Here is a 16,235-nt window from a genome sequence, read left to right as displayed (position 1 = left end):
GGCCCTTGGCGCGATCCTTTTGAACCATGGCTATCTCGCCACTGTCACCGGTGAGGGCCCCGAGCGAGCCTTGGTGGCGAACCGAAGGGACAGCACTTATGACTCGCATCGCCATCAACGGATTCGGCCGCATCGGACGCAACGTGCTGCGCGCACTGCTCGAACGCGACAGCACTCTTGAGGTCGTCGCCGTCAACGACCTCACGGAGCCCGCCGCTCTCGCGCGACTGCTCGCCTACGACACCACGGCCGGCCGACTCGGTCGCCCGGTGACCGTCGACGGGGACGCCCTCGTCGTCGACGGCCGTCGCATCAAGGTGCTCGCCGAGCGTGAACCGGCGCAGCTGCCGTGGGCCGAACTCGGTGTCGACATCGTCCTCGAAGCGACCGGCCGCTTCACGTCGGCGGAGGCGGCCCGCGCCCACCTCGCTGCGGGCGCGAAGAAGGTGCTGGTCAGCGCGCCGTCGGACGGCGCGGACGTCACGCTGGCGTTCGGGGTGAACAGCGACACGTACGACCCGAACCTGCACACGATCGTCTCGAACGCCTCATGCACGACCAACGCGCTCGCGCCGCTGGCCGCGGTACTCGACGAGCTCGCCGGCATTGAGCACGGCTTCATGACGACGGTGCACGCCTACACGCAGGAGCAGAACCTGCTGGATGGTCCGCACCGCGACGCCCGTCGCGCCCGAGCTGCCGCCGTCAACATCGTGCCGACCACGACGGGCGCCGCCAAGGCGATCGGCCTCGTGCTGCCGAACCTGGCCGGCAAGCTGTCGGGTGACTCGATCCGTGTGCCGGTGCCGGTGGGCTCGATTGTCGAGCTCAACACGACCGTCACTCGTGACGTGACGCGCGACGACGTGCTGAGCGCGTACCGCGCCGCGGCGGATGGGCCGCTCGCCGGCATCCTCGAGTACGCGGACTTCCCGCTCGTGTCCTCCGACATCACGGGCAATCCGGCTTCGTCGATCTTCGACTCGGCCCTCACCCGGGTCGACGGCCGGCACGTGAAGGTGGTCGCCTGGTACGACAACGAGTGGGGCTTCTCGAACCGCGTGATCGACACACTCGAGCTCATCGCCACCCGCTGACCGGAGCGTGTCCGGCGACTGCGGGACAGGAGCGCGTCGGTACCCGACCGGTCAGGACGCGCTCCGCACGCGGACCCGCGCAGTGCCGGACCGCCCTGGGGCCGGCTCCCATCGGCGGAGGGCAAGACCGCCCGCCACGAAGGAGGGGGAGATACGGCCGGATCATCGGGCTCCACCGCGCGAGGCCTGCGGATGCCTGGCGTGCCACCCGTGCGCGGCAAGCGATTGCGGCCGTGACGGAGAACCACCGGACCCAAGCGGGGATCTGGCCGGTATGGGGGAGTCTTGGCGAAGCACTGGTGGACAGGTTGATTCGGCCGACCGCCTGACCACGTGGAGCCGTGATTTCCCTGTCATGTCGTCCTGTGTCGGCTCGGAGAAGCGAGATGTTCGGCTGCTGTACTAGCGCTCTGCGGGATCGGCGTGTGGGGTGGCTCGGCTGTGGAGTGTGATGAGGGCCAGTAGTGCGGAGAGCAGTGCGGCTGAGCCGCAGACGATGAAGCCGATGGAGTAGCCGTGGCCGAGGGCGTCCAGGGCGAGTGGGTGCAGGTCGGCCAGTTTTGGTGACGCTGTGGAGGCGCCGTTGACCGCGAGTGGGCCGCCCTCTTGGAGTACGGCGGTGCCTGCGCCTTTCAGTGCCGCGGGGAGGGCGGAGTCGTGCAGGGAGCCGGAGAAGTTGTTTGCCGCGCGGCTCAGGGCCACGGCGCCGATGACGGCGGGGCCGAGGGTGAAGCCGAAGTCTCGCAGCAGGTTGGTGGTGGCGCTGGCCATGCCGGCCAGGTGTACTGGCACGGTGTTGACAGCTGTTGCCGTGATCGACGAGACGGTGATCGCGAAGCCCAGGCCGACGAGTCCGAGCGGCAGGATCAGCGAGGTGAAGGTGCTGTCGGTGATCGGCAGTGTGGCCGCCCAGTAGTCTCCCGCCGCGATCAGCAGCAGTCCCGCGCCGAGCAGCAGCCCGGGTGCCGCGGTTGTCAGCAGCCGTTCCGTCAGTGGCAGCATGACCAGCGTGATGCCGTTGAGCAGGACGAATGCCAGCGCTGTCCGCATCGGGGCCTGGTCCTGTACCGGGCCGAGCCGGATGCTGACGGCGTAGGCGGTGCCCAGGAAGGCGAACATGCCCACCACGGCCACGACCGAGGCCACCGCGAAGGCGCGGTTGCGGAACAGGTCCAGGCGAAGGAGCGGGGACTTGGCGCGCTTCTCCGCCAGGACGAAGGCGGCGAGGAACACGGCCGCCAGGACGAAGGCGATGACGATCGAGGGTGAGGCCCAGCCGTCCGTCGGGCCCTGGATGATGGCGTAGAGCAGGGAGAACAAGCCGAGACCGATGGTCAGCTGGCCCGCTACGTCGAGTGAACGCCCTCCGGGGGCACTGGAGTTGACGGCGAACAGGGCGCTGACGGCGGCGCTTGCCGCTGCGATGGCGGTGACCACGACGAAGGACCATCGCCACGAGCCGTAGGTGGCGGTGATGCCTCCGAGCAGCGGAGCGAGGAATCCGCCGGTGGAGAGCAGGGCTGCCCACATCGCGATGACCCGGGCCCGCTGTGCGGGCGAGGTGGTGCCGGCGGCCAGGATGGCCAACGATGTCGGGAACAGGGCGGCGGCGCCCAGGCCCGCCAGAGCCTGTCCGGCCCAGAGTTGGTGGATGCCGGAGGCGGTGGCGCTGACCAGCTCGCCCACGGCCAGCAGTGAAGCGCCGCCGACCAGCAGCCGCTTGCGGCCGAAGAGGTCGCCGAGCAGGCCGAAGGTCAGCTCCAGTACGGCGACCGGGAGCAGGAAGGCGTCGGAGATCCAGGTGAGCTGCGAGCCGACCGGGTGCAGGTCGGACTGGAACAGCCCATTGAGGGTGGCCGGTATGGCCAGACCGATCTGGGCGAGGCAGACGGCGAGGAGACCGGCGACCAGGGTGCCGGTGGTCAGGCTGCGGCCGGTGGCGGTTCTGGCGGCGGGTTCGGTCGTCATCGACACGGAGGGCTCCTGAGGTGCGCGAGCTTGGGACGGGGAGGGGACGCTTCGGGATCAGCGGGTACCGGTCAGACGATTCGGCCGGTAGTCGGCGAAGGCGGCGCCGTCGAGGCCCAATTCGTCGGCGCTGTGCTGGAGTTCGGCGCTGGTGGCGGAGTTGTCCCAGTGCCCGGTCTTGAGCCGGTGCTCCACGGCGTGCAGCCCGGCGAGCACTTCGGCGGTGGCGAAGTTGCAGTGGCTCTGACGTGCCACATAGGCCTGTCGCAGCAGCGCGGAGTCTCCGGCCCTGCGCACCCGCCCGGCGAAGGCCGATTCCTGTTCGACGGGCACCAACTGGTCGGCGGTGGTGTGGATGTCCAGCAGCGGTACGGCCAGGCCCTGTCCGGCGGTGGAGGTCCGCTTCAGATGAGCCATTGCGGTCGGGTCGGCTGTGACGTCCGCACCGCGGGTGAGCCGGTTCAGGTCGTTGCGCAGGTCGAGCCCGGCCTCGCGGTAGAGCGCCTCGACCTGCTGGGCGTGGGCGGACTTGCGCAGCAGCCCGGCGTAGTCGACGCCCTTGTTCCAGGACGTGTTGCCGCCGGCGGACTGCTCCACCGACCAGCGCGCCGGGACGATGAACCCGAGCAGGCCCTGAGCCAGCCATGCGTACTGCTGCTCCTCCTGGCCCGCGAAGTCGTCGCGCGCGGGCGGCTGCCGGCCGGGAGCCCAGTCGGCCAGATTGAGGTAGGCGGCAGCCAGGGCGATCCGAGCGCGTCCCGCCGGGGTCTGCTGCGCCGTTTCCACCGCCTTCGTGAGCCGGTCGGCGAGGGCGCCGGCGTCGGTCTGGCTGTCCAGGTTCACGAGCTTGTCGGCATCGGCAGGGTCGAAGAACGTGGCCAGGGTGTACTCGGCGTCCAGCTGGTAGTTGTCCAGATCTACGCCGCCTGCGACCAGGCCGCACAGGCCGAGCGAGCCGTCGACGCGGCCCGCGCCGTCGCGGGCGACCTGAGCGTTGATGAGGCCGCCCATGGACTGGCCCACCGAGATGACCCGAGTCGGTGTGCCGACCTGTCGGCGGAAGGCGGTGAGTGCGGCGAACTGATCCCGCTCGGCAGAGTCGAGCGCCCACATCGAGCCGTTCGGGTCGTAGGAGGAGCCGACGAGCGCGTAGCCGGAGTTCAGCAGGGCCTGGCGCACCGCGGTCGACGGGGCGTCGGCGGCGGTGGTCGGTCCGAAGCCGTGGCTGAACAGCAGCAGGCTGCCGTTCCACCGCGTGGGCTTGTCCGCGATCCAGGTGGCGCCGTCGGACAGGGTGCCGGAGTAGTGATCGGCGGTCGTGGCGTGGGCGCTGATCGCCGGCCCGATCAGGGCGGTCGCGAGGGCCGTCGCGCAGGCGGCGGCGAGGGTCGAAAGACGGGGTCGGGGCATGGCGGCGGCTCCGCGAGTCGAGGGGGACCGAGTGAGGGAGCGAGCGGGAAGAGCGCTGTGAATGTAGGGCTCTTTTTTCATCGCCGTCAATAGACTGCCCAATAATGCGGCAGACGGGTCCGTGTGTGGACGCACGGGATTCGAGGGCGGAGGGGCGGGGGCCGGGCGCGGATCAGTCCAGCGTCAGGGTGTCGAGCAGTCGGGCGGCCGCGAGCGCGGCCGGGCGTTCCCAGCGGCTGGCCAGGCCTCGGAAGACTGTCTCCGCCTGCGCGGCGGGCCAGTCCGCCGGAAGGTGCTCGGCGGGCAGATGGGGGTCCCGTCGCACCAGGTCCAGCCAGTCGGTGTGCAGCAGGAGCTGGCCTGCGAGTTCGTCGCCGGAGACCGCTGCGGGAAGCGGGTCGGTGCGGTCCCAGCGCTCCAGGAACGCCCGGTACCGTGCACCGATGGCCGACACGTCGAACGCCTGCTCCAGCACCTCGCGGACGTCGGTCGGCGTCTCCACTTCCGCCCGGAACACCCGCAGATACGGCTCCAGGCCGAGACCCGCCACCATCTCACGGACGTCGACGCGCGCCGGAGCCACCCACAGGCCGTTCAGCAGTGGGCCGAAGCCCGCCCAGATCAGCCGGGAGCGTAGGTCGTGCCGCTCGCGGCTCCATGCCTCGGGCAGCGAGAAGCCCACCATCGTCCACCGGCCGTCCCAGTCCCGGTTCACCGCGCCGGTCTGCCAGATACGGTCCCTTCCGTCCGTCAGCACCTGGACGGCGTGCGGTGTCAGCCCGAAGTAGGTCTTCCGGCCCTGGCGACGACGCTCCAGCAGGCCGCGTTTGACCATCCGGTTCAGGGTGGTCCGCACCGCCTCCTCGGTACTGCCCAACCTCCCGAGAGCGGCGATCACGCTCCCCGACGACACGGCGATCGGCCGCCCCAGCACATGAGCACCGAAGAAGGTCAGCATGAGGGACTGGGTACGCGGCTCGGGACCGCTCTCGGCGGTCGGTCCGGCGGCGACATCGACACTGGTCACCGGCACAGCGTAGGCCCGGGGCGAACGGGCTTTGCCAACGCCCAGAAAATGTGTCATTTCTGTGACGGCAATCGAAGAATAGCCCGATATTGGCGATCTAGGCACGGAGGTGGCAGGCGGGGGGATGGCCGCATTCCGGTGGACGGCCGTCCGACCGGTGGTCGTCTCCGCGAGAGCGGAAGCACGCGGCGCTCCAACGTGCCGACCCGCGATTGATCTTGGGGCGCGTCGGTCTGCCGGCTCGGCAAGCGGGTGGTTCAGCAGGCCGTGGCGCGGACGTACACCAGCTCGGTGCTCGCGTTGTGCCGGGTGGGTCGTTCTGCGGCGCGATCGGAGACCAGGGGGTCGATGGCGAGGTGGGTCTCGCCCTAGGTCTCGCGGCGGCCGGTGTACCACTGGAGCGGGCGCCACCGGCGGACCTCGGCGCTGGCGTGCTCGACGCGGATCCGGCACAAGGACTGGCGTCGTTTCATCTCACGCCGGCCGTACCGCTCGGCGACCGGCCCCTCGTTCGGAGCCTTCATCTGTTCCCTCCGTGGATACTCCGTCCTTCAGGGCGGAGAGGAATCGGACTCCTGCGGAGTAGGGCAGGGAAAGATGATCCGCCGTCAGGGCGGATCGTCGTTCGCGGCCAACTTCCCGCAGATAGCCACTAGTTGATGCGACAGTTTGTGAGTTGTGACCACTTACGTGAAGCGGGCGTATCGGTACCGCTTCTGTCCGACGGATGCGCAGGCGGCCGAGCTGTCGTGCACGTTCGGGTGCGTGCGGAAGGTCTACAACCTGGCGCTCGCCGCGCGGACCCAGGCGTGGGTGACCCGTCAGGAGCGGGTGAACTACAACGCCACCTCCGCGATGCCGCTTCAGCAGGCCTGCGGCACCTGTAGACGGTGTTCACCCGTTTCTTCGGTAAACGGGCCAGGTACCCGCGTTTCAAGTCGCGCATGACGTCGCGCAGGAGTGCGGGGTACACCTGTACACGAACCTGCTGACCCTCTCGACCGGGGAGAAGATCACCAGCCCCCGGCACGAGCGCCGGGACCGTGCCGCTCCGGCCAGGCAGCAGCGTCGTCCGGCGAAGAAGGAGAAGGGCTCGGCGAACCGGGCCAGGGCCCGGCTGAAGGTCGCGAAGATCCATGCCCGGATCGCCGACCGGCGCCGCGACAGCCTGCACAAGCTGGCCACTCGGCTCGTTCGTGCAAACCAAACGATCGTGATCGAGGACCTGGCCGTGCGCAGCATGGTCAAGAACCACCGGCTCGCCCGTGCCATCAGTGACGCGGCATGGGGCGAGTTCAGGAGCATGCTGGAGTACAAAGCCCCGTGGTACGGGCGCGAGGTGATCGCTGTGGACCGGTGGTTCCCCTCCTCCAGGCTGTGCTCCGCCTGCGACACCCTGCGGGAAACGATGCCGCTGCACGTCCGCACGTGGACGTGCGACTGCGGTGCGACCCACCACCGCGACGTGAACGCGGCGCACCTCGTTGGCCAGGCCGCGGTAGCCGTCGTCGACCTCGGCTCACACGCCGGGGTGCTGGTGGAACTGCTCGGCGATGCCCTCGGTGCGCACGGAGGCCTGGTCGTGCATCCGGCCTGGGCGCCGGGCTCCGGACCACGGGGTGCGGCCCTGGCCGTCGCTGATCGTGGTCGTCTTGACGATCTTCTGCCTGCGCTTGCCGGAGACGAAGGCCCGTCGGCCGGGCCGACCCGCCCGTGGGCGGCGACCTGGGTCTCCATCCCGTCGATCCGCAAAGTGACGTCCTCGGCCGCGGCACAGGCGAACACGTCCTCCAGGGTCCGCAGCCGGATGCCGAGCCGGTCGGGGACGGCGAACCCACGGTCCGCCGGCAGCGGGCGGACCTCTCCGATCGCCCGGCCGATCGTGGAAGACCTCACCTTGTAGAGCCCGCCCAACGCCTCATGGGTGAGCCCGGTCGGCAGATGGACCGATGTCACCAGGGGTCGGTCGCTGAAGACCAGTTCGTACTTCGGCCCAGCCCCGCCTTCCGTCGACGGTCGCCCTCACGTCGCCCATGACGCCCGGACTCACAGCGCGCCACCCAGCGGGGGCGAGTTCCGCGGCCAAGGCGCCCTGATGTCGGCGCGACAGCCCGCAGAAGACAGGCGGGACATGGCCGTTCGGGCCTGTTGATCGTCACACGCCAGACAACTTGCGCGGCCGTCTCTACGTCCCCGCCCCGCCGACCAAGATCAATCGATGTCGGCTCGTTAGGGTCGGAGGCATGACGACACCCCTTGCAGGCAGTGCCTTCGACTCGCTCCGCCTCGACGCCGTGCCCGACCAGGAGGCGCTGCGCCGGGCGTACGAACTCCCCGGCGACGCGGCCGTGCGCAAGCAGATGACCGAACTCACCGAACACACACGGCGGTTGATCGGCTGCTCATCGCTGGTCCTGGTCGCCAGCGCGGACGCCGAGGGCAACTGCGACGTCTCGCCGCGCGGCGGCCCCGCCGGGTTCGTCGCCGTCCTGGACGCACGGACGGTGGCGATACCGGACGCGACCGGCAACAAGCGGCTGGACACCCTGCAGAACGTCATCGCCACCGGGCGGGCCGGGCTGCTGTTCGTCATCCCCGGGCGGACCACCACTCTTCGGGTGAACGGCAGGGCTGTCGTCTCCACCCGCCCGGAGCTGCTGTCGCAGCTGACCGCCGTGGGAAAGCCGCCGGCCAGTGCGCTGGTGCTGGGGATCGAGGAGGTCTACCCGCACTGCCCCAAGTCGCTGCTGCGCAGCGGGGCCTGGAAGCCGGAGCAGTGGCTGCCGGCCGACGCCCAGCCGACCTCGGCCGAGGTGACGCTGGCCCAACTGCGGATGCCGGAGCTGACGATCGCCGACATCGAGCAGGCGGAGGCGGACTCGCTGAAGTACCGGTACGAGTAACGGGCCGATCTGCGAGTGAACACCAGCCAGCCGAACCCCCAGGCCGGCACGCCCCAAGATCAATCGAGGGTCGGCCCGCAATCTCCAGTAGACGTGCTCGGGGGACGCCATCTCATGGGCCGTACGTGTCTCCATCGACCGGCGGGGATCTCGGTCTGCCGGAGCGCTCGGGGCTCGCGAACTGCTGAGAGATCGGCCCCTGCCGGCGCGCTGGAGAGAGGAAACCTGACCCGCTGCTGCTGGTGGGAACGGATCTCAGACGAGGGATCAAGGTCCCGGAACCATCGAAGGTCTCCGGCTGGAAGGGCGGGCGAGGCGGAACCGGTCCGACGACAGGGATCAGGGGCCCAGAAAGGAGGCAGGCTTCCACCCTGCGCAGCGGAGCCCTTGCACTCACGCGCCGGCTCACCAATGACCCGTTGAGTCACCGCTACTTCTCCTCCTCAGTTGTTGTCAAGCCGCAGTGGTGACGGTAGTTGGGGCGTGGCAAGCGGGCCGAGAAGAAACAGCACAGGCAGGCCGTGTTCGCCCTGGCTCGACGACGTGTCAACGTCCTGTTCGCCATGATCATGACGGACAGGGCGCTGTCCGCCACGTCCCTGAAGCCAGCCCGGCACCGGCAGCAGCGGACGGACCACGGCCCACTCCGCGTCCGTCACGTCGGTGGGATAGCGCCGCTCACGCGTCCCGTTGTCCGCGGCGTTCCCGCACCGGTGAGGGAGACAGTCACACGATGGGGCGACCGGACTGGACCCCGTCGGCGCGAGGGCGTACGAATGCGACAAAGCCTTGGTCTTGATCCGCCGCGTCGGCCGCCGATCGCGAGTGTTGAGCCGATAGGAGAGTTTCGAGGAGTACTTCGAGCCGGGGCGCTTCAGGTGCCAGTTCGCCTCCCGCAGGCGCCTGATGCCGGTTTCGAGCTTCCGATGTACTTTCGCTGCCAGCATGACCAAGAACTCTTTGATCTTCGTGGGCGTTTCCGAGCATGGGTGGACTACGCCGCGCCGCGAGTGCCTGAGGACCTTGATGAAGGAGACGCGGCCCAGATCGATCGCGTTGTCGTCGGCCAGACCTACGATGATCCGCGCAAGGCGGTGATGCACAGTCAGGGGTGCGCCCAGATCTCCTGACGCACCAGATCCGGGTCACCCGAGCGCAGGACCACGACCGGCCCGCGCTGGAACGTCTTGATCTGACGGAACGCCGACTCCGCCTCCCATATCGCATGGTAGGGCCCTGCCGACTCTGCCGCAGGATGGCTCGATCGAGCCTCGTCTGCCGATAGCACCGATCAACGCAGGTCGGAGCAGGCGAACCGCCCTCTGGAACCCAGCAGGTTGCGTTGGACTTTGGTTACGGTTGACGCGTAGATACTTTGGCGAATCGCGCTCGGAGCTTCCGAGTGCACCGTCACCGAATGGTGTCGGTATGGAATCTACTGCCGCCGTGAGTGCACTTGCGGTGTGTCACTGGCGGCTATTCGGGTGAGGGCCTCTCGGTTGAATTGTGATCGCAGCTGGGCGTGTTGCCTTCCCGCCGATTGATCCGACATGAATCATTTCTGTCGGTGTTCCGGTACCCCTTACGGGAACGACACTCGCGATCCGCCCGAAGGAGCCCCGATGCGTCAGAGAATCTCTCGTATCGCCCCGATTCTCATGGGACTCACCATCGCCGCTTTTGACGTCGTTACGCTGCCCGCTGCCGCACAACCTGCCACACCGGCTCCGGACCTGCTCGGCGTGTCGCAGTCGGCTACGGCGCCTACCAACCCAGGGCTCGGCACTCCCTCCGCCGAGGCAAGCAGAACCACTAGTGGCACCAGTCGGGCGTCGATCGTGAACGTGACCAGCTGCAGCGAGAGCGACCTGCAAGCCGCGATCGGCTCTGTCGCGACAGTGGGCGGCACGGTCAACCTCAGGCCCGGCTGCACTTACACCCTCACCGACACCGTACCGCCCAATGACGATAACGGACTGCCGGTCATCAAGAATAGCGTTACGATCAACGGATGCGGCGACATCATCACCCGAGCCGCAACCGCGGCCAATTTCCGTTTCTTCGAAATCGACGGCCCTAATGGAAACCTCACTCTCAACACCCTGATCCTCAGCAACGGTCATGCGTCCACTGGCCTTGGCAACGGCCGGGGCGGTGCGATCTGGCTCAATGGCGCCGGTTCCACACTGACGCTGAACAACTCCAGCCTCACCACCAACACCGCCGACACCTTTGGCGGCGCCATCGACAATGACAATGGCGCGGTGAGCGTCAACAGGAGCACGCTCCATAACAACAAAGCGAGTGCCGGCGGGGCTGTGTTTGTCAACCCATTCGGAGGTTCCGGCACGGCGACCTTCGACAGAAGCAGGATCACCGGCAACCACGCAACCACCCTGGCTGGCGGGATCGCTGCCGCCGTCGGCACGAAGGTGACGTTGACCAGCACCCGTATCACCGGAAACGACGTCACCGGTAACAATGCGCAGGGTGGCGGCATCGCGCAAGCCGGAACCATGACGCTGAAGAGAAGCGAGGTCATGGGCAACACCACCACTGGTGCCAATGCGCAGGGCGGCGGCATCTTTAACACTAGCGGCACAGTGCAGCTCACCAGCAGCCCCGTCGCCGGCAACACCACCAACGGCACGAACTCCCGCGGTGGCGGCATCTTCAATACGGGCTCCGGCTCGGTGGCTCTCACCCGTAGCCCGGTCACCAACAACCGGGCGCTGGGAACGGGAGCAGACGGTGGCGGCGTTTTCAAGGTCAGCGGCACGGTGACGCGGGACGCCAGTCCCATCGTCCGTAACCGGCCCAACAACTGTGGTAGCCCCAGCACTGTACCCGGCTGCTCCTAAGGGTTTCAGAAGTGGATCTTGATATGTCAAGATCCACTTCATGAGGAGGCGCGATCTGACGAATGCGCAGTGGGCGAAGCTGGAGCCGCTGCTCCCGGTCGGAAGGAAGCCTGGACGGCCACCGGTGCACCCCAAGCGACAGCTGATAGACGGCATACGCTGGCACCCGTGCCGGTGCTCCCTGGCGGGACGTGCCCGAGCGGTACGGCTCATGGGAGAGGGTCTACGGTCGGTTCCGGCGTTGGCAGCGAGACGGCACGTGGCACCGCATCTTCGAGCAGCTGCAGGCCCGGACCGACGCCGAGGGACTGATCACCTGGGACGTCTCGGTGGACTCGACCATCGCCCGCGCCCACCAGCAGGCGGCGGGTGCCCGCAAAAGGGGGATCTACAGGTCGAGCCGACCGGTGGTGTCTTCACCGAGCCCGACGACCACGGGCTCGGACGCTCCCGGGGCGGGCTGAGCACCAAGCTCCACCTGGCGGTCGAGCAGGCCCAGAAGCCGATGTCACTGGTGATCGCGGCCGGGCAATGCGGTGACTCCCCGCAGTTCCAGGTGGTCCTGGGCCGAATCCGGGTGTCCAGGCTCGGACCTGGCCGCCCGCGCACCCGGCCGGACAAGGTTCGTGCCGACAAGGCGTACGGCTCCCGCGCGAACCGCACCTACCTGCGCAAGCGTGGTACCCACTGCACGATCCCGGAGAAGCGCGACCAGATCGCCAACCGCAAGAAGCGTGCCTCCCACGGTGGCCGGCCATCGCAGTTCGACAAGGCCGACTACAAAGAGCGCCACGCGGTGGAATGCGGAATCAATCGCCTCAAGCGCCACCGCGCGGTCGCCGCGAGATACGACAAGCTCGCCGTCCGCTACGAGGCGACCGTGCTGGTGGCAGCCATCAACGAATGGCTGCGAGCAGCACGGTCGAAGGAAGTTTCAGCCGTCTCGACCCTGCCATGTGGTCACGCAGGCTTCGTTCCCCTCCAGGTCGGCAAGTACCCAGAAAGCGGGGGCACGGGTCGCGGACACAAGTCGGCCTCCAGCCGTCAGTGCGGTCTCGATCCGCCGGGGTGCCTCGTCATGCGGAACACAGACGTCGAAGTGGATGCGATTGCGCTGTGGACGCGCCCGGTCCATCTGCTGGAACCAGATGGCGGGGCCCTGCCCGACCGGGTCGATGAGCGGATCCTCCGGTCCCTCGGCACCCGCCTCATCCGTATAGCCCAACACCGCCTTCCAGAACGGCCGAATCCCGGCGATGTTCAGTGCATCGATCGCGATCTCCAGAAGCTGGACGGACCGCAGTGCCCCCGTTCCGATTTCGGGCTCTGCCAGAAGCCCGGACCTGTCAGCGGTGGCGGAGATCTGACGCGCGAGTTCGACATCCCGGGTAGTAACCGCTGCGCGGTCCAACGACTGCAGAGTGAAGACGACCCGATCGGGGCGGACATCGACCCGAAGGTGCCGGTCGGCGTCGTCGCCGCACACCGCGACAGTGTCCGCCGCCAAGCTCACCGCCTGAGCCAGCGATCTGACCCGGACCGACGTTCGCAAAGTGCCCAGCAAGAAGCGCCACCCGCAGTCCTGGACCGCCTCTGATGCTTCGTGCCGACTCAATATCTGCTCCATGGCCGCATCCTTGCAGCCTTCGCTGTCAGCCCCGCCTACACGTACTTCTGAAACAGGCCCTAGCTTGATCTTTAACCCGTGCGGCGGGGTCGTGGGGTGGTTGACTTCTTCGTTCGCTGGTTCGCCGATGGTGTTTTGCGGGGTGTGTGCACGTCGTGGCGGTGTGTGGGTCGGGTGTTCTTTCGGCCCGGTGGCCGTCCGGGGCCGGGGCGGGAGTGTTTCGGTGCTTGGGCCGGACAGGCGGCTTGTGGGCGGATGTGCCGAAAGTCGCGGCGGACTCGGGCGGGGGTGAGCCTGTCCGGCGAGGTTGGTCTCTCCCAGGGCCGACGCAGGTCGGCTGCCAGCGGGCGGGCGAGCCGCAGTTGGGTGTAGGCGGCGAGGATCAGCCAGGTCCACCGGTCCGCCGCCTCGGGGGTGCGGATCTTCGGGGAGGTCCAGCCGAGGGTCTGCTTGAACAGGCGGAAGGTGTGCTCGATGTCGAAGCGTCGCAGGTATGCCTGCCAGAGACGGTCGGCGTCCGCCGGTGTGGCATCGGTGCCTGACCACCACAGCCAGACCGGCTTGGGTGTTGCGCCGCTGGGCAGGTGGGCGATGTCCAGGCGGATCACTGTTCCCTCGACGATCGGGAGGGTGCCGTCGGCGGCTGCCCAGGAGGAGCGGTGGGTCAGCTTGGGGTGGAGCCGGTTCCATGAGCGGGCGGTGGCTTGGCCGTAGAGGCGTGTGTCGGTGACGGTTTCGGTGTCCGGGGTGCCCCAGGTGTCGGGCTGCCCGAAGACGAACTCGCCGCCGTGCCGGGGCGGCCGGCCCTGGGTGTGCGGGAGCCTGGGTGGGACAGCCCTGCGCAGGACGCGGTCGGATCGCATCCGGGCCAGCACCTGCACGGGCAGGTCTTTGAGGAGGAAGCCGAGGCGGGGTGCGTCGTATCCGGCGTCCGCGACGATGAGGATGTCAGGGTCGCCCGTCTGCCACTGCCCCGCGGTGATCAGTCGCTGGAGCAGATCGCGCAACTGCCGGGCGGTGACGGTGGCGGTGTCGTCCCCGGGCGTCAGACGCAGTGCGTCCAGCGGTGCGGTCCATGAGCTGCGGCCGGGCTCGAGCGCGCAGACGATCGAGTAGGGCCAGCCGGGGACGGGGATGTGCTGGTCCTTGCCCCGGCCGTAGGTGTGGCACAGGATCCGTTGTGGTGAGGTGTGGGCGTCGGGGCGTAGCCAGCAGGTGATGTCGATGGCCAGGACCAGCCGGCCGTCGGCAGCCCGTGGCAGTGGGACTTCGGCCAGTGCCCGCCGCAGCCGGCTGGCATCGATGCGTCCACGGGCCAGGGCGGCGTAGAGCCCGCCATGGCCTCGGCGGTGTTCGCCCACCAGCGACAGCTCAGCCAGCGACCTCACCGGTCCGTCGCCGCACAGAACGGCATCGGCCAGCTCGAACAACGCGTCCGAACGAGCGGTCAGACAGGAGTAGAACTCGCCCCGGAAGCATGACAGTTGCGCCAATGCCTCCGATCGGGCCTCGTGATGCAGCAGACTCATCCTCACGGCCTTCGTGCTGGACGTGTGTGTTCCTTGGTCGGAGCACATGTTCAGCCGAAGGCCGCTTCCGTGTACGCCGGTTACCGAACCGAGTGATCAAGTTCGACGCACCATTCGACGCCGGATGTTAAAGACCAAGCTAGTACTCCAGCCGGACTTCTGTATTTCTCCTGGTCAACGGCCTGGCGGTGGGGAGTGTAGCGAGGATTGGGCGTGCGGGGGACGGTCATGGGCCGACCGTCCCACCGACGAGTGCCCGCGGGCATGTAATGACAGTGCGACGAGCAGTCCGTTGTCGTGATCCACGGTGTACCGACGAACACCTGGCACCTGGAACTCGAAGAACTCTTTCTGCAGACCGGAGCCCGCTTCTGCCGTGTAGAAGCCCGGCGGCGGATGCGGGACTACGTCCGCGGACTGCTCGGCCCGGTGGGCCGAAAGAACAGCCGGCAGCTCGCCGAATACGCCGGCCACGCCACCCCGCACGGCCTGCAGCACCTGCTCTTCCACAGCCGCTGGGACGCCGAGGGCCTGCGCGACGACCTGCAGGCCCACGTGGCCGAACAATTCGGCTGTGCAGACGGTGTGCGGATCCTTGACGACACCGGCTTCGTGAAGAAGCGCACCACCTCCGCAGAGGTGCAGCGCCAGTACTCCGCCGCGACACCCCGTGGAGCCTGGCGACCGATCGTCGGTGTTGGGGCCCGGGTTCCCCATGAATACGGCTTCGGTCCACAGGGTGTCTGCTGAGAGCGCGTAGTTCCCACGTGTGCTCGGCTGCGTTCTCGGTCGCGAGCGGCGTCAGTCCATACGGCGGTGGTCTTCCTTGCTCCAGGCGCGGGTGTCACGGGGCGGAAGGTACGGCTCTTCACCCTTCGGAAGTCCGCCGATGACGGCACGCTGGCGGGCCAGTTCCGCGTCGAATTCGAGGCCGAGCAGGACCGCGATATTGCTGAACCACAGCCACATCAGGAAAACGATCACGCCGGCGAGCGTGCCGTACGTCTTGTTGTACGACGCGAAGTGAGCCACGTAGAACGCGAACCCCGCCGAGGTGAGCATCCAGACGAGCAGGGCCAGCACACTGCCCGGAGTGACCCAACGGAAGCCGCGGCCCTTCACGTTCGGCGCCGCCCAGTACAGGATCGCGATCATGACCATGACCAGGATGACCAGCCCCGGCCACTTCGCGATCGACCACACCTTCAGCGTGGCGTCTCCGATTCCGAGCGCCGCACCGGCCGCGCGGGCCACGCCGCCAGTGAACACCACGATCAGTGCGCTGATCACCGTAAGGACCAGCAGCACCACCGTGACACCGACCCGGATCGGCAGCACCTTCCACACGGGACGTCCCTCGGGCATGTCGTACACCACGTTGGCACTGCGGATGAACGCCGCGATGTAGCCGGAGGCCGACCACACCGCCAGCACGATGCCGACCACGGCCACGATCGAGCCGAGGCCGCCGGGCGCCTGTAGCTGCCGTACCGCGTTGCTGATGATGTCCCGGGCCGAACTCGGCGCCAGTTTCTCGATGTTGTCCAGGACCTGCTGGGTCGCCGACTTGCCGGCGATGCCGAGCAGTGAGACCAGGACCAGCAGTGAGGGGAAGAGCGAGAGGACCCCGTAGTACGTCAACGCTGCGGCCCGGTCGGCGAGTTCGTCCTTCTGGAATTCCCTGATCGTGCCCTTGAGTACCGCCCACCAGGACCGCTTCGGCAGTTTGCTGGGCTTGTCCGGCCTAGGCCGCTCGACCTGCTGTCCGGGTCCCGATGTCCGTGCCATACCACTGGGGTATCCCGACCCGGCT

At 68.1% G+C, this 16,235-nt stretch carries 12 protein-coding genes and 2 pseudogenes; 6 read left to right on the top strand and 8 right to left on the bottom strand.

Annotation, left to right across the window (positions count from 1 at the left end):
• The first annotated feature begins 98 nt into the window (after nt 1-98).
• Nucleotides 99-1,097, top strand: coding sequence for a type I glyceraldehyde-3-phosphate dehydrogenase (gene gap, locus AAFF41_RS02510; protein WP_343323369.1), 999 nt, complete (start codon nt 99-101; stop codon nt 1,095-1,097).
• Between the two features lie 402 nt (nt 1,098-1,499).
• Here the strand turns inward: gap and AAFF41_RS02505 are convergent, their stop codons facing one another.
• The 4 genes from AAFF41_RS02505 to AAFF41_RS02490 form a co-directional block, all read right to left on the bottom strand.
• On the bottom strand, nt 1,500-3,065 hold the full coding sequence (locus tag AAFF41_RS02505; RefSeq protein ID WP_319752186.1) for an MFS transporter: 1,566 nt from the start codon (nt 3,063-3,065) through the stop codon (nt 1,500-1,502).
• A gap of 57 nt (nt 3,066-3,122) precedes the next feature.
• Nucleotides 3,123-4,475, bottom strand: a complete 1,353-nt coding sequence (locus tag AAFF41_RS02500; RefSeq protein ID WP_343323368.1) for an alpha/beta fold hydrolase — start codon at nt 4,473-4,475, stop codon at nt 3,123-3,125.
• Between the two features lie 172 nt (nt 4,476-4,647).
• A complete protein-coding gene (locus tag AAFF41_RS02495; protein ID WP_319752226.1) occupies nt 4,648-5,508 on the bottom strand; it encodes a PaaX family transcriptional regulator in 861 nt (286 codons plus the stop codon).
• Between the two features lie 362 nt (nt 5,509-5,870).
• Nucleotides 5,871-6,026, bottom strand: a complete 156-nt coding sequence (locus tag AAFF41_RS02490) for a hypothetical protein (protein WP_343323367.1) — start codon at nt 6,024-6,026, stop codon at nt 5,871-5,873.
• A 154-nt stretch (nt 6,027-6,180) separates the two neighbouring features.
• Here AAFF41_RS02490 and AAFF41_RS02485 point away from each other — a divergent pair.
• Together AAFF41_RS02485 and AAFF41_RS02480 are read left to right on the top strand one after the other, a co-directional pair.
• Nucleotides 6,181-7,024, top strand: a pseudogene (locus AAFF41_RS02485) (RNA-guided endonuclease TnpB family protein); the annotation flags it as partial.
• 721 nt (nt 7,025-7,745) lie between these two features.
• A complete protein-coding gene (locus tag AAFF41_RS02480; RefSeq protein ID WP_060894529.1) occupies nt 7,746-8,405 on the top strand; it encodes an MSMEG_1061 family FMN-dependent PPOX-type flavoprotein in 660 nt (219 codons plus the stop codon).
• Nucleotides 8,406-8,848: 443 nt separating this feature from the next.
• Here AAFF41_RS02480 and AAFF41_RS51355 read toward each other — a convergent pair whose 3' ends face one another.
• Nucleotides 8,849-9,508, bottom strand: a complete 660-nt coding sequence (locus AAFF41_RS51355; protein WP_425526272.1) for a transposase — start codon at nt 9,506-9,508, stop codon at nt 8,849-8,851.
• A gap of 519 nt (nt 9,509-10,027) precedes the next feature.
• Between AAFF41_RS51355 and AAFF41_RS02470 the strand changes: the two genes are divergently transcribed.
• Both AAFF41_RS02470 and AAFF41_RS02465 read left to right on the top strand, forming a co-directional pair.
• A complete protein-coding gene (locus AAFF41_RS02470; protein WP_343323366.1) occupies nt 10,028-11,266 on the top strand; it encodes a hypothetical protein in 1,239 nt (412 codons plus the stop codon).
• Nucleotides 11,267-11,306: 40 nt separating this feature from the next.
• Nucleotides 11,307-12,179 (top strand): annotated as a pseudogene (locus AAFF41_RS02465) (IS5 family transposase); the annotation flags it as partial.
• A gap of 21 nt (nt 12,180-12,200) precedes the next feature.
• Here AAFF41_RS02465 and AAFF41_RS02460 read toward each other — a convergent pair.
• Together AAFF41_RS02460 and AAFF41_RS02455 are read right to left on the bottom strand one after the other, a co-directional pair.
• A complete protein-coding gene (locus AAFF41_RS02460; RefSeq protein WP_343323365.1) occupies nt 12,201-12,893 on the bottom strand; it encodes a VOC family protein in 693 nt (230 codons plus the stop codon).
• 71 nt (nt 12,894-12,964) lie between these two features.
• Complete coding sequence (locus tag AAFF41_RS02455; RefSeq protein WP_343323364.1) at nt 12,965-14,422, bottom strand: NF041680 family putative transposase; 1,458 nt, start codon at nt 14,420-14,422, stop codon at nt 12,965-12,967.
• A gap of 300 nt (nt 14,423-14,722) precedes the next feature.
• On the opposite strand from AAFF41_RS02455, the gene AAFF41_RS02450 reads away from it, so the two are divergent.
• Nucleotides 14,723-15,172, top strand: a complete 450-nt coding sequence (locus AAFF41_RS02450; protein ID WP_425526228.1) for a transposase — start codon at nt 14,723-14,725, stop codon at nt 15,170-15,172.
• Between the two features lie 51 nt (nt 15,173-15,223).
• Here AAFF41_RS02450 and AAFF41_RS02445 read toward each other — a convergent pair whose 3' ends face one another.
• Nucleotides 15,224-16,210, bottom strand: a complete 987-nt coding sequence (locus AAFF41_RS02445; RefSeq protein ID WP_343323363.1) for a YihY/virulence factor BrkB family protein — start codon at nt 16,208-16,210, stop codon at nt 15,224-15,226.
• Nucleotides 16,211-16,235 lie beyond the last annotated feature (25 nt).

It is taken from the genome of Streptomyces mirabilis (assembly GCF_039503195.1).
Taxonomy (GTDB): domain Bacteria; phylum Actinomycetota; class Actinomycetes; order Streptomycetales; family Streptomycetaceae; genus Streptomyces; species Streptomyces mirabilis_D.
The sequence above is the reverse complement of the archived record's forward strand: the minus strand, read 5'-3'. Positions and strand labels throughout refer to the sequence as shown.